Raw genomic sequence first — 12380 nt, forward strand, 5'->3', positions numbered from 1 at the left:
GGCGTTTTAACAACAGTGAAATAAAATCTCAAATTTCTATTTTGAAACAGTTAGTAAAAGGTAATTTGCTCTAATTATCTAGTACAGCCCCTAAAATATAGTCGTTGTAATTTAGAACCTGTATTCATAAGATTGATAGATGGACTTTTGTTGGATAATCATACGAATACAAGGCGATATTTATGCAAATCTGGACGATTGGCGTAAAAGTCCAACGCAGTAGGCGTGTGATTAGGCAATAAAAAGCCGCTATCAAGATGGTGAATACAGGTTCTTAGATTGAAACAAGGCAGCAAACCGCAGACAGTACAGGTAGTACGGGTCGAATGAACTTATTGCTTCAGCAGTTTAGCTCATTCCCCTCTTCGAGCTAGGCGAAGCAACGCTGTATCAAATTAAATTGGGGCGACTATAAAGGCAAAGGCGGGCATTTTCTGCCCGCCTGATTAACCCCATGCCGTCTGAAAAGTCTGGATTTTCAGACGGCATTTTTATTTCATTAAACAAACATTTCCCGCAACACTGCCAACAGCTGCTCTTGCGTGGCTTCTTCCAATTTGCCCAAACGCTTGACCAGACGCTGCTTATCCACCGCACGGATTTGGTCGGGCAGTATCAGCCCTTCTTTACCTTGAAAGGACACCCCGACTCGGAACGGTGCGGGACGACCGCCGGAGGTCATGGGGGCGACCAATACGGTTTTCATGTAATCGTGGATTTCGGGCGGCGAAATAATCACACAGGGGCGTGTTTTTTGGATTTCGCTGCCGACAGTAGGATCCAGGCAAATCAGCCAGATTTCGCCACGCACTACCATTGCCATTGTTCGTCATCCTCGTTGGCAAACTCCGGCCATACGGCCTCTTCATCGGCCAATGCCGCCGCTGCCGCCGCCCAGCCTTGGCGCACGGTTTGCGGTTTGCTCAAAATGATTTTACCGTCGCTGATTTGCATATCGACGGTATCGGCCAAACCCAGTTGGGTCAGGATGGCTTTAGGCAGAATCACGCCGTGCGAATTGCCCATTTTGCGGATGGTGATGTTCATGTTGCTTGCTCCTTATTTGTTTATACAATGTTATTACATTTGATTTTAAAAGGCAATGCCGTCTGAAAATCCGCATTTTTCAGACGGCATGGTTGTTTTCTTCAACTTTTCTTTACGCTTTTTGACTTAAATCCATGCAAAAGTTGTCTGTCTGCGTTATCAACTAAACGGTAATATCACAACAAAAAGACAGGATGAAATCATGAGTAACGATCTATCTCAAGAAAAAGCCGTCAAAAAACTGGAGCGCTATCGTTGGGTAGTGTGGTGGATTCTCGGCATTTTGTATATCTTCGTATCTTTCCACCGCATGTCGGCGGGTGTGATTAAAAACGATTTGCAGCAAACCTTTAACATCGGCACGATGGAGTTTGCCAACATCAGCGCGATGTTTTTCTACGCCTATTTCCTGATGCAGATTCCATCGGGGATTTTGGCGGACAAGTTCGGCCCGAAAAAAACCGTGATGGGCTTTACCCTGATTTCGATTATCGGCACGGTATTGTTCAGCATGGCGCCCAACTTGGAAATGGTGTATCTGGCGCGCTTTTTAATCGGTGTCGGCCTGTCGGTGATTTTTATCTGTTTGATTAAATTGCAGACCAACTGGTTTTATTCGCGCAACTTCGCGCTGATGATCGGTTTCTCCGGCAATTGTCGCCAATATCGGCGTGGTCGGGGCGCAATCGCCGCTGGTACTGGCGGTAGGCGCGGTCGGCTGGCGCACAACCTTTATGTATGTCGCCGGTTTGATGTTGGTTTGCGCGATTTTGGTGGCGCTGTTTGTCAAAGACAAACCGAGCGACATGGGCTTGCCTGATGTGGCGGAATTGGAAAACCGTCCGCCGGTATCCGGTCAGGTGAAAGTGTTGCCGGCGCTCAAATCCATTTTTACCAACAAATACACTTGGTTTATTTCCATCGTGTATATCGGTATTTATACCGGCTACATCGTGCTGCTGGGTACTTACGGCGTATCGTATATCATGCAGCAATACGGTTTGGAAAAAGTGGTGGCGGCCAACTATCTGCTGGCTGCGGGCATGGGTACTACCGTCAGCGGCCTGGTTATCGGCTATCTGTCTGACAAGCTGAAAAACCGTAAAACCATCCTGCTGCTCTTGTCTTGGGTTACCGTGGCGTTGTGGCTGGTGTTTGTGTATGTCAAACTGACTCCGGTATTGCTGGTGGCGCTCTTGTTTGCGCGGGGCTTTACCATGAGCTGCTTTACCCTGTGTTGGACAGTGGGCAACGAATCCAATGACCGCCGTTATGCGGGTATGGTGACCGGCGTAGTCAACTGCTTCGGCTACTTGGGTACGGCGATTATTCCGGTAGTAATGGGTAAAATCATCGACAGCTACGGCGGCGCGGCGGGTTACCCTTCTGCCTTCCTGGTGCTGATTGTCATCATGGCGATTAGCGCGGCTGCGGCGTTCTTTATCAAAGAAACCCACGGTCAGAATATTTATGACAAATAATGGCTTAAAAGCGTTGCAATAAACGAATGCCGTCTGAAAATCATAGGATTTCAGACGGCATCGTTGTTTCGCATAGATTGCAGGAGGTGTTTCTACAACCTGTTAACGCTGATATTCCGGCAATTTACGCCGCGCCACCATTACCATAAACACCATTACCAGCAGTCCGCCGAAACCCAATACCGGATAAATGCGGCCAATCAAATCGGAGAACCCGAAGCGGCTCAACACCACGCCGACCGCCGACATCATCACCATCACCCAAATATAGTTCAAATGGGCAAACGGCTTGATCTCGCGCACGCGCAAGATGGTGGCGTAAAAGCAGCTCACCGCAGTGGAATACAGGCCGAACACCAAAATCACCGCATACACATAGCTCAACAGCGGCTGAATCCGCCCCGCCAACTCCACCATCGGATAAGGATTGCTGCCCACCGCGCCCTGATTGAGCATTAAGGCGGTAAAAATCATGGCAGAACCGGCAAACAGCCCCAACGCGCCGCCCAACGCGCCTTTATCCAGCGTGGCCTTATCCGCAGTCGAAGCGCCCAGCGGCACCAACACGGCAATCGCCAGTTGGAAATTAAACGCGATATACAAAATGCCGTTGGGAATCCAGTGCACCAAAAACGGCGAAGTAATGATTTCAGACGGCGTATCCACGCCGGGAATCGGGTCGAGGGTAAAATACAGGCCGACCAAAACGCAACCGGCAATCAGCGCGGGCACCATCAATTCCTGAATGCGCACCAGCCCGTTCATGCCCCAAATCAGGTTGATGACCACCAAAATGCCGATACCGACCGAGCCGTACACCGCCGGTAGGCCGAAAAGATTGGTCAGCAGCCCGCCCGCGCCCGCCACCATAATCACAAACGTACCAAACAGGGTCACGGTAATCATCAAGTCACAATAGCGGCGCGGCCACGGATTGTCCGACGGGCTGACGGCGTGGGAATATTCTTTGGTGCGCAGGTGCTGCCCGAGGCGCAGCGACACCCTGCCGAACCAGTAAAAGCCCAAACAAGACAGCGCAATCGCGCCCAAGCCCCACCAGCCCTGCGACACGAAATACTGCAAAATCTCATTGCCCGAGGCGAAACCGGCGCCGATAATCGTGCCGATTAGCGTGCTGGCAATACCGAATGCCGACACGGAATGTTTGGTGTGTCCACTCATCTTTTTTCCCTTCCTGTCTTGTTTTTTCGTGCGATTCAGATTGAAATTGTCAACAGTTTGTCTTTTTAACAGAATTTCAGGAACAGGAAAAGGGGAAATGTGATTTTGTGTAAATTTTCAGACGGCATGATTAGGTGCGCGGCACAGCCACATATGCGTATTCCCTAAACCGTAAGACCGTCTGAAACAGCCGTAGGGCGGGCAACTTGTTGCCCACGCGGTTATCAGTACATCGCAAGCTGCCGACCAAACGTGTGGGCAGCAAGTGCCCACCCTACGGCGGAATAAACCTTTACCCCAACAAAATACAAAAGGCCGTCTGAAAACAGAAATACTCTGTTTTCAGACGGCCTTGCTGATTTAACCAAACCGTTAAGCGTTCAACAATGCCTCATCCAGCGTCAAATCTTCGTTTTTATTTACCTGCACGCCGCGCGCCAACACGTTTTTGGCGATTTGCTGCGCTTCTTCCAGCGAATGCATGAGGTAAGTGCCGCATTGGTATTCGTTCAGCTCGGGGATTTTGCTTTGGTCTTTGACATTCAATACGTCTTCCATCGCCGCCAGCCATGCTTTGGATACCTGCGTTTCATCCGGCGTACCAATCAGGCTCATGTAAAAACCGGTGCGGCAGCCCATCGGCGAAATGTCGATGATTTCCACGCCGTTGCCGTTGAGGTGGTCGCGCATAAAGCCGGCAAACAGGTGCTCCAGCGTGTGAATACCTTTTTCCGGCAGAATTTCCTGATTGGGAATGCAAAAGCGCAGGTCAAACACGGTAATCGTGTCGCCTTTGGGGGTGGTCATGGTTTTCGCCACGCGCACGGCCGGGGCATGCATACGGGTGTGATCGACTTTGAAACTGTCTAATAAGGGCATGGGATTCATCCTTAATGAATGTAGGGTGGGGGTTTTAACCCACCACTTGATAATGATATAAACGGCAATGGTGGGTTAAAACCCACCCTACACGCTAGGGTCTGTTGACAATTCATCCGCGAAGCAAGATTTGGTGTGGAAAAGCGCGGATGCAAGGCAAAAAGCACAGCAAGGTTGGACACCTTGCGAGCATTTTTAACGCAGCAGCCGCGTTTTTACGCACAAATATTGCCGCGTGATGAAATGTTAACAGACCCTAAACACACCGTTATTCTACCCGATTTACAAAGGGCGAATCACCACTTCTTCGCCTGCCGCCGCGCTCAAGGCCTGGTTCAATACCTCGAAAAACTCGCTGCCGTCGCGCGTGGCCAGCCAGCGGCCGTCTTTTTCGGCAAAATGGTAGCCGCCGCTTTTGGCGGCAATCCACAATTCCTGATTGGGCGTGTGGCGGTTGACGATAATCTGCGTGCCGTCGTCCGCTTCGATGGTGAGTACATTTCCGGCGGGTTGGCAGTCGAAATCCCAGCCGTTTTCATCAATTTCATCTTCGATGTGTTCAAACAATTCTTCGGTGTGGCGGATAAATTCGCTTTCGGTCATCATGGCTTTTTGCATCGTTTTTGTTTAAGATACCCCATCTTGCCACATTCGCGCTGATGAAGAAAGTTTAACCATGAAAACCGCTGCATTTTTCGCCGCCGCGTCCGCCCTTCTGCTGGCCGCCTGCGGCTTCAAAGGCGATTTGTACCTGCCTAAAGAAGGCGACAAAGCCAAATTCGGCGTCATCCAAACCGGCCTGCAACTGAATTCTTCCAAAGAACCGACCACCCAAACTTCCGACTGATACCCATGACCCTTTATTGCGAAAACATCCCCTATTCCCATCTCGCCGAAGAGTTCGGCACGCCGCTGTATGCGTACAGCCAAGCCGCGCTCAATGAAGCGTTTGACGGCTACACCCAAGCCTTTGCCGCGCTGAATCCCTTAATCTGCTACGCCGTCAAAGCCAACGGCAATCTGAGCATTATCAAACACTTTGCCGCACTGGGCAGCGGCTTTGACATCGTCTCCGGCGGCGAGCTGGCGCGCGTATTGGCCGCCGGCGGCGACGCAGCGAAAACCATTTTCTCCGGCGTGGGCAAAAGCGAAGCGGAAATCGAGTTCGCGCTGAATGCGGGCGTCAAATGCTTCAATATGGAAAGCCTGCCCGAAATCGACCGTATCCAAGCAATCGCCGCGCGTTTGGACAAAACCGCGCCCGTGTCGCTGCGCGTCAATCCCGATGTCGATCCGAAAACCCACCCCTACATTTCTACCGGTCTGAAAGCCAACAAATTCGGCATTGCCTATGCCGACGCGCTGGCCGCCTACCGCTACGCCGCGCAGCAGCCCAACCTGAAAATCGTCGGTATCGACTGCCACATCGGTTCGCAACTGACCGATTTGAGCCCGTTAGTGGAAGCGTGCGAACGCATTTTGATTCTGGTTGACCACCTTGCCGCCGAAGGCATTTTCCTGCAACACCTCGACTTGGGCGGCGGCGTGGGCATTGTTTACCGCGATGAAAACGTACCCGATTTGAAATCTTACGCCGACGCGGTGCAGAAACTCATCGGCAGCCGCAATCTGAAACTGGTGCTCGAACCCGGTCGCAGCTTGGTCGGTAACGCCGGTACGCTACTGACTAAAGTCGAGTTTGTCAAAAAAGGCGAAGAGAAAAATTTTGTGATGGTCGATGCCGCCATGAACGACCTCATGCGCCCCGCCCTGTATGCTGCCTACCACCATATCGAAGCGGTAGAGCAGAAAAACACCGCGCCGTTTACCGCCGACGTGGTCGGCCCGATTTGCGAAACCGGCGACTTCCTCGGCAAAGACCGCGAATTGGCCTGCGAAGCGGGCGATTTGCTGCTTATCCGCAGCGCGGGCGCTTACGGCGCAAGCATGGCCAGCAACTACAACGCCCGCAACCGGGCGGCGGAAGTGTTGGTCAACGGCAGCGAAGCGAAACTCATCCGCCAGCGCGAAACGCTGGAGCAGCAGATGGCGAATGAATTGGATTGTTTGTAAGCCGTTATTGCCGTTGTCATTATAGAGATTTAAAAGGCCGTCTGAAAACAGCATGTTGTTTTCAGACGGCCTTTTTTCATGCACGCCGTTTTCTGAGTTAAATCAATACATGATTTTGTAATCTACTGGACAAAATACATAAAAAAGGTTAAAACAAGATGGATGACTTTTTCAACAAAGTCTCACGCTCCAGCGTGAAGCACGCAAGAAAACAGGTTACGCGCCAAGCGCAGCCCGAATAAGAGGACAAACATGAACGAAAATACCTTACAGCAAGCGCAAGTTGCTGAAAAACCGCCCGTCAAAGCCATTGCTGCGGCGGTAGTGGGCAATGCGCTGGAATTTTATGATTTTATTATCTACTCTTTCTTCGCGGTCTATATCGGTCACACCTTCTTCCCTACCGGCGACGACACCACCAGCCTGCTGGCTTCCGTGGCCGTGTTTGGTGTCGGCTTTTTCACCCGTCCGCTGGGCGGCGTGTTAATCGGCACGTTTGCCGATAAAGCCGGACGGCGGGCGGCGATGATTCTGACCGTGACCCTGATTACCATCGGCACGCTGGGCTTGGCCGCCACGCCGGGTTACGACACCATCGGCATTGCCGCGCCGATTATTGTCTTGATTGCCCGCCTACTGCAAGGCTTGGCGCTGGGCGGCGAAGTCGGCTCGGCCTCGGCCATGCTGATTGAAACCGCACCCAAAGACAAACGCGCGTTTTACGCCAGCTAGCAGGTCGCCAGCCAAGGCGCGGCGGTGTTGGTCGGCGGGATTGTCGGCTTCGTGGTGGCGGCCAACCTGACCCATGAAGAATTGGTCTCTTGAGGCTGGCGCGTGCCTTTCTTGGTCAGCTTGGCCTTGATTCCGATTGCACTGTATATCCGCCACTCACTGCCGGAAACCTTGGAAAAACCGACCGAAGACAGCGGTGCGCAAATCGTCGGCTCGGTATTTACCCGCCATACCCGTTTGCTGGTACTCGGCATTTTGGTGATGATGGCTTCCACCGTGTCCACGCAAGTGGGTAACTACATGACGACTTACGCGCTCAAAACGCTGCATCTGCCGGGCACGGTCGCCCAAGTCGCCACCACGCTGGGCGGGCTGATGATGTTTATCTTCGCTCTGGTGGCCGGCTATCTGGCGGATAAATACGGCCGCCGCATTACCATGATTTGGCCGCGCTTTTTGCTGATGATTGCCATCATTCCGTTGTTTTACTGGCTGGCCGAATCGGGCAGCGTGATGGTGCTGATGATTGTGACCGTTGTTGTCACCATGCTGACCGGCATGAGCGGCGCCGCCAGCTTGGTGGCGATTCCGGAGATGATGCCGATTAAGCTGCGCGCCACCGGCGTTTCGCTGATTTACGCCATCGGCGCCACGCTCTTTGGCGGCACTACGCAATTTATCCTCACTTGGCTGATTGACCGCTTCGGCGCAGTCGCGCCTGCCTATTATGTGGTCATTACCAGCATTCTGTCGCTGATTGCGATGTTTATGATGCCGGAAACCAAAGATGTGGATGTGAAAGAATAAGGGCAGCCCTGTTTCACGCATTGCCGTTTCAAACATCCAAACACCCGTCCGAAAAGCATATTTCGGACGGGTGTTTTTTCTTTCATTTAATCATACCGGCAGCGCAAGGCCGTCTGAAAATACATGATTTTCAGACGGCCTTGCGTTGTTTCATTAATATATAGTAGTCGTTTCAATTTAGTTTGAGACAAGGCAGCAAGCCGAAGACAGTACAGATAGTACGGCAAGGCGCAGCAACGCTGTATCAAACTAAAGTGGAAGACTAGTCGTTAATAATGCGGCGGAATTTCATCACGCAGGCTGTACGCCTCGCGCTCGCCGTTAGCGCCTTTATCCTGCATACGCTGATACAGCAAGCGCAGCTGCGCCTGCTGCAAATCCAGCGTCTGCTGCATTTTGGCGATGGTGTCGTTGAGGCTTTCCATCAAATCGGCTTGCAAGGCCGTCTGAATTTCCAGCTCGGTAATGCGGTTTTCCAATTCGTCCATTACAGCACCATGGCGGCAATCCAGCCGAACACCAGCAGCGGAATGTTGTAATGGATAAAGGTCGGCACAACCGAATCGTAAATGTGGTCGTGCTGACCGTCGGCGTTCAAGCCCATGGTCGGGCCGAGCGTGGAGTCGGAAGCGGGCGAACCGGCGTCACCCAATGCGCCGGCTGTGCCAATAATCGACACGGTCGCCAGCGGCGAAAAACCCAAACTGATACACAGCGGCACATAAATCGCCGTAATAATCGGCAGCGTGGAGAAAGACGAGCCGATACCCATTGTCACCAGCAAGCCGACAAACAACATGGCAAACGCGGCCATGCCTTTGCTGCCGCCAAACATCGCCATACTGCCCTCAACCAGCGGCTGGATGTCGCCGGTAGCCTTCATCACAGCAGCAAAGCCTTGTGCGGCAATCATGATGAAACCGATCATCGCCATCATTCGGATACCGGCGCCGAATACATCGTCGGCGTCGCTGCGCTTGACCACGCCCAGCGCCATAAACACGGCAAAACCCAGCATAGCGCCCAACAGCAGCGCGTCATCATAAATCAGTTGGATGGCAAAGCAGACCGCAATCGCCACGGCAGCCACAATGCTGCGGTAGCGGGAAGGCTCGGGCTGTTTTTCCGCCGATTCATTGATGTCGGTGTCGATTTGGCTGTCGGCATATTCACGCGGTTTGCGGTAATGGAAAAACGCTAACACCAAACCAACCAACATGCCCAAGGCAGGAATCGCCATTGCTTCCATCACATTGATACCAGCAATATCCATTCCGGCGGATTTGATATTGCCCAACAGGATTTCGTTTAAGAAAATCGAGCCGAAACCATACGGCAGATACATATACGTTGTGACCAAGCCGAAGGTAATCACGCAGGCAATCAGGCGGCGGTCAACTTTCAAACGGTTAAACACCAGCAACAGCGGCGGAATAATCATCGGAATAAACGCGATGTGAATCGGCACCACGTTTTGACTCATAATGCCCATCGCCAAAATCACCAGCAGCAGCAACCATTTCACTTTTTTGCTGCTTTGTTCGGCATGGCCGTCGGCATTGATTTTGCGCACCACCGCCCCAGCCAGCTGCTGCGGCAGACCCGAATGGGTAATCGCCATCGCAAACGCGCCCAACATAGCATACGACAAGGCGATTTTCGCGCCGCCGGCCAAACCGTTTTGGAACACGGTAATAATGCCCTCCTGCGCGGCTTGTCCGCCCGACGCGGCCACATCCGCCAAAGGCATACCGGCCACCAACCCGCCGACAAAGGCGCCGATGACCAAACTGAGTACCACATGTACCCGCGCCAGCGACAAGGCCAGCATTACCACTACTGCAATCACTACGGCATTCATCTGCCTGCTCTCCGTTTCTTGCGCCGCGTTCAGACGGCCGCAGGATGAATCAAGATAAAAAAAAATCAGACGACATCTTAACCTAACATGATTTTACATGCCACTACAAAAGTCAGGCCGTCTGAAATTTTCATACGGCCTACGGGCGTGTATCGCATATTGATGGATAAAATTCATATAAAACAAAATATTATCCATACATCAAAACCAAACGCTGTATTTCTCCGATTTCATACAGCTTATGCTCCAACCCAAACGAATGCCGTCTGAAACCCTGCTCAGACGGCATTCGTTTTTATTTTAGCGATATTCCGTTGCGCCTATTTTATTTGCTCACGCGGCGGTAATCGGCGTCGAAATAACGTCCGGCGCGGATGTCGTCGGGCAAGCTCGGATACGGCGCTTCGCTGATGACATCTTCGTTATTTTCCCCCGCTTCGCCGATATAGGTAATTTTGGCAAATTCAGACACCAGATATTTCGGATAGGTTTCGCGGGTTTTCGCCGCTTCAAGCATAGTCGGAATATGCTCGTTTTGGAAGCAGACAGTAATTTCAGGGTGTTCGTGCACCCATTTGGGGAAGAAAATCGTGCCGTGCATTAAGTTGTTATTGGGCATAAAATCCAGCGAAACATCGGTGCCGGTCGGCTCTGTCCAGGTAATTTTGAAAATGCCGTCGGTGATTTTGTCCATAAACACTTCCTGGTCTTTTACCCAGCGCCCCGCCACCATGCCGCCGTGGATACGGTAATCGACGGTATGCTCGTTTTTCGCATACCACTCGTATTCCCAACCGTTGTCGTAGGTGTAGATGAAATGCGTACCGATAAAATCTTTGAGGTCTTTAAATTGTTTGGCCATTTGAACACTCCTTGAACGCTGTATCAAACGAAAGTGGAACGACTATATCCCATCAGCGACTTGCTGACTGTCCTCATTTTACGCCTCCCGTTTCCCCAGAATCAAGCGCGCCTCATCATCATACGGAAATTTTCCTTATATAACTTAATGACATACAGGTCGTCTGAACATGTTTCAAGAGCGATACTGCCCCAGCGTGATTCTGTCCAGCCCCGCCAAATCGGGCAGGGTCGCCACTTGGTTAAACCCGTTTGCCGTCAAAATCGCCTGCGCCGCTGCGCCCTGATTGTAGCCGTGTTCCAGCAGCAGCCAGCCGCCGTTTTTCAGATAATCCGGCGCACCCGCCGCCAGCTCGCGGATACAGCTGAGGCCGTCTGAAAAATCCGTCAGCGCGTTTTGCGGCTCAAAGCGCAAATCGCCTTGCGTCAAATGCGTATCGCCCGATTCGATATACGGCGGATTGGAAACGATAATGTCGTAGCTATGCTTTTCAGCATGTGCCGTTTTCTCGTCCACCTCAAACCACGAGCCCTGCGCAAACGCAACCGCCGCGCCCAAGTCCGCCGCGTTCTGCCGCGCCGTCTGCAACGCCCCCGTACTGATGTCGGAAGCAAACACCCGAGCATCGGGGCGCTCCAAGGCCACAGTAACCGCCACCGCGCCGCTGCCTGTGCCCAAATCCCACACTCGTCCTTGCGGCGGCAAGCGCTCGATGACCGCTTCCACCAAATGCTCGGTTTCTGGGCGCGGGATCAATACATTCGGGTTAACGGCAAAACGGCGCCCGTAAAACTCGCGTTCGCCCAAAATATACGCCATCGGTTCACCCGCCAAACGCCGCGCCTGCAACGCCGCCAACGCCGCCGCTACATCGTCCGCCAACGCATTGCCGCCGCCGGTAATCAGTTGCACGCGCGACCAGCCGCCGGCAAATTGCAGCAACATGCGCGCTTCGGATTTGGGCAGCGGCGACTGCCGCAACCATTGGTCTAAAGTCATTTCAGACGGCCTTTTAACAATAAATGGAAACAGCGGCATTATAACAGGCCGTCTGAATGCGTTTCAGACGGCCTGCCGTATCGGGTTTGCCAATGCATTTTGCCTGCGTATCCCTATTTGTGCGTTAAGAAATGTTGTGCGGATAAAAGTGTGGCTTTTGCGCCCTCGCCCCGAGGCCGTCTGAACGGTTGTCCAAACGCCCCGGCCTGATCTAGGCAGTTGAAAAATCATCCACCCCAAACCGCCTGCGCGAAACCGGCCATGTTTCGGGCGTTTTCGCGTATTTGTCATGAACTGTCTGCGGTCGTTTTTTCATACTGCTACTTCGGATAAATATGCCCTAATGCCCAACCAGCAGGCATTACAAAGCACTACATCCGTTCCCATAACCAACATACAGCCACAGATGTATGCGAAATTCAGTAAAAAATGCAGCACCTGAATACACGGGGAATAA

At 52.3% G+C, this 12380-nt stretch carries 13 protein-coding genes and 1 pseudogene; 5 read left to right on the forward strand and 9 right to left on the reverse strand.

Annotation, left to right across the window (positions count from 1 at the left end; genetic code table 11):
• Nucleotides 1-499 precede the first annotated feature (499 nt).
• Together J2T37_RS08395 and J2T37_RS08400 are read right to left on the reverse strand one after the other, a co-directional pair.
• Nucleotides 500-823 carry a type II toxin-antitoxin system PemK/MazF family toxin gene (locus tag J2T37_RS08395; protein WP_253355151.1) on the reverse strand — a complete coding sequence of 108 codons (324 nt, stop codon included), beginning with the start codon at nucleotides 821-823 and terminating at the stop codon, nucleotides 500-502.
• Nucleotides 811-1047, reverse strand: coding sequence for an AbrB/MazE/SpoVT family DNA-binding domain-containing protein (locus tag J2T37_RS08400; protein ID WP_253355152.1), 237 nt, complete (start codon nucleotides 1045-1047; stop codon nucleotides 811-813). Before J2T37_RS08400 ends, J2T37_RS08395 begins: the two co-directional genes overlap by 13 nt.
• A gap of 202 nt (nucleotides 1048-1249) precedes the next feature.
• Between J2T37_RS08400 and J2T37_RS08405 the strand changes: the two genes are divergently transcribed.
• On the forward strand, nucleotides 1250-1867 hold the full coding sequence (locus J2T37_RS08405) for an MFS transporter (protein WP_253355153.1): 618 nt from the start codon (nucleotides 1250-1252) through the stop codon (nucleotides 1865-1867).
• A complete protein-coding gene (locus tag J2T37_RS08410) occupies nucleotides 1782-2528 on the forward strand; it encodes an MFS transporter (protein WP_253355194.1) in 747 nt (248 codons plus the stop codon). The genes J2T37_RS08405 and J2T37_RS08410 overlap by 86 nt, the downstream gene beginning before the upstream one ends.
• A 102-nt stretch (nucleotides 2529-2630) precedes the next feature.
• Here J2T37_RS08410 and J2T37_RS08415 read toward each other — a convergent pair whose 3' ends face one another.
• The 3 genes from J2T37_RS08415 to cyaY form a co-directional block, all read right to left on the reverse strand.
• The gene (locus tag J2T37_RS08415) at nucleotides 2631-3710 is read right to left on the reverse strand and encodes a YkvI family membrane protein (protein WP_253355154.1); all 1080 of its coding nucleotides are present in this window, start codon (nucleotides 3708-3710) and stop codon (nucleotides 2631-2633) included.
• A gap of 372 nt (nucleotides 3711-4082) precedes the next feature.
• Nucleotides 4083-4589, reverse strand: a complete 507-nt coding sequence (gene luxS, locus J2T37_RS08420; RefSeq protein WP_253355155.1) for an S-ribosylhomocysteine lyase — start codon at nucleotides 4587-4589, stop codon at nucleotides 4083-4085.
• 282 nt (nucleotides 4590-4871) lie between these two features.
• Entirely contained in the window at nucleotides 4872-5195 is a 324-nt protein-coding gene (cyaY, locus tag J2T37_RS08425) for an iron donor protein CyaY (protein ID WP_253355156.1), read from the reverse strand.
• Between the two features lie 70 nt (nucleotides 5196-5265).
• Here cyaY and lptM point away from each other — a divergent pair, with 70 nt between their 5' ends.
• From lptM to J2T37_RS08440, 3 genes and pseudogenes are all read left to right on the forward strand, one after another.
• Nucleotides 5266-5436 (forward strand): LPS translocon maturation chaperone LptM, encoded by a 171-nt coding sequence (gene lptM / locus J2T37_RS08430; RefSeq protein ID WP_253355157.1) that lies wholly within the window; start codon nucleotides 5266-5268, stop codon nucleotides 5434-5436.
• Between the two features lie 5 nt (nucleotides 5437-5441).
• Nucleotides 5442-6662 (forward strand): diaminopimelate decarboxylase, encoded by a 1221-nt coding sequence (gene lysA / locus J2T37_RS08435; RefSeq protein ID WP_253355158.1) that lies wholly within the window; start codon nucleotides 5442-5444, stop codon nucleotides 6660-6662.
• A 252-nt stretch (nucleotides 6663-6914) separates the two neighbouring features.
• Nucleotides 6915-8201 (forward strand): annotated as a pseudogene (locus J2T37_RS08440) (MFS transporter).
• 269 nt (nucleotides 8202-8470) lie between these two features.
• Here the strand turns inward: J2T37_RS08440 and J2T37_RS08445 are convergent.
• From J2T37_RS08445 to prmC, 4 genes are all read right to left on the reverse strand, one after another.
• Nucleotides 8471-8689, reverse strand: a complete 219-nt coding sequence (locus tag J2T37_RS08445; protein WP_253355159.1) for a SlyX family protein — start codon at nucleotides 8687-8689, stop codon at nucleotides 8471-8473.
• On the reverse strand, nucleotides 8689-10062 hold the full coding sequence (locus J2T37_RS08450; protein WP_253355160.1) for a Na+/H+ antiporter family protein: 1374 nt from the start codon (nucleotides 10060-10062) through the stop codon (nucleotides 8689-8691). The genes J2T37_RS08445 and J2T37_RS08450 overlap by 1 nt, the downstream gene beginning before the upstream one ends.
• 325 nt (nucleotides 10063-10387) lie before the next feature.
• Entirely contained in the window at nucleotides 10388-10924 is a 537-nt protein-coding gene (locus J2T37_RS08455; RefSeq protein ID WP_253355161.1) for a phenolic acid decarboxylase, read from the reverse strand.
• 174 nt (nucleotides 10925-11098) lie between these two features.
• Complete coding sequence (gene prmC / locus J2T37_RS08460) at nucleotides 11099-11923, reverse strand: peptide chain release factor N(5)-glutamine methyltransferase (RefSeq protein ID WP_253355162.1); 825 nt, start codon at nucleotides 11921-11923, stop codon at nucleotides 11099-11101.
• Nucleotides 11924-12380: the final 457 nt, after the last annotated feature.

This window comes from Neisseria perflava (assembly GCF_024170405.1).
Classification (GTDB): domain Bacteria; phylum Pseudomonadota; class Gammaproteobacteria; order Burkholderiales; family Neisseriaceae; genus Neisseria; species Neisseria perflava_B.

Coding starts and splice junctions, on each gene's coding strand:
- J2T37_RS08395 (WP_253355151.1), bottom strand. CDS start 823: ATGGCAATGGTAGTGCGTGGCGAAATCTGGCTGATTTGCCTGGATCCT.
- J2T37_RS08400 (WP_253355152.1), bottom strand. CDS start 1,047: ATGAACATCACCATCCGCAAAATGGGCAATTCGCACGGCGTGATTCTG.
- J2T37_RS08405 (WP_253355153.1), top strand. CDS start 1,250: ATGAGTAACGATCTATCTCAAGAAAAAGCCGTCAAAAAACTGGAGCGC.
- J2T37_RS08410 (WP_253355194.1), top strand. CDS start 1,782: ATGTATGTCGCCGGTTTGATGTTGGTTTGCGCGATTTTGGTGGCGCTG.
- J2T37_RS08415 (WP_253355154.1), bottom strand. CDS start 3,710: ATGAGTGGACACACCAAACATTCCGTGTCGGCATTCGGTATTGCCAGC.
- luxS (WP_253355155.1), bottom strand. CDS start 4,589: ATGCCCTTATTAGACAGTTTCAAAGTCGATCACACCCGTATGCATGCC.
- cyaY (WP_253355156.1), bottom strand. CDS start 5,195: ATGATGACCGAAAGCGAATTTATCCGCCACACCGAAGAATTGTTTGAA.
- lptM (WP_253355157.1), top strand. CDS start 5,266: ATGAAAACCGCTGCATTTTTCGCCGCCGCGTCCGCCCTTCTGCTGGCC.
- lysA (WP_253355158.1), top strand. CDS start 5,442: ATGACCCTTTATTGCGAAAACATCCCCTATTCCCATCTCGCCGAAGAG.
- J2T37_RS08445 (WP_253355159.1), bottom strand. CDS start 8,689: ATGGACGAATTGGAAAACCGCATTACCGAGCTGGAAATTCAGACGGCC.
- J2T37_RS08450 (WP_253355160.1), bottom strand. CDS start 10,062: ATGAATGCCGTAGTGATTGCAGTAGTGGTAATGCTGGCCTTGTCGCTG.
- J2T37_RS08455 (WP_253355161.1), bottom strand. CDS start 10,924: ATGGCCAAACAATTTAAAGACCTCAAAGATTTTATCGGTACGCATTTC.
- prmC (WP_253355162.1), bottom strand. CDS start 11,923: ATGACTTTAGACCAATGGTTGCGGCAGTCGCCGCTGCCCAAATCCGAA.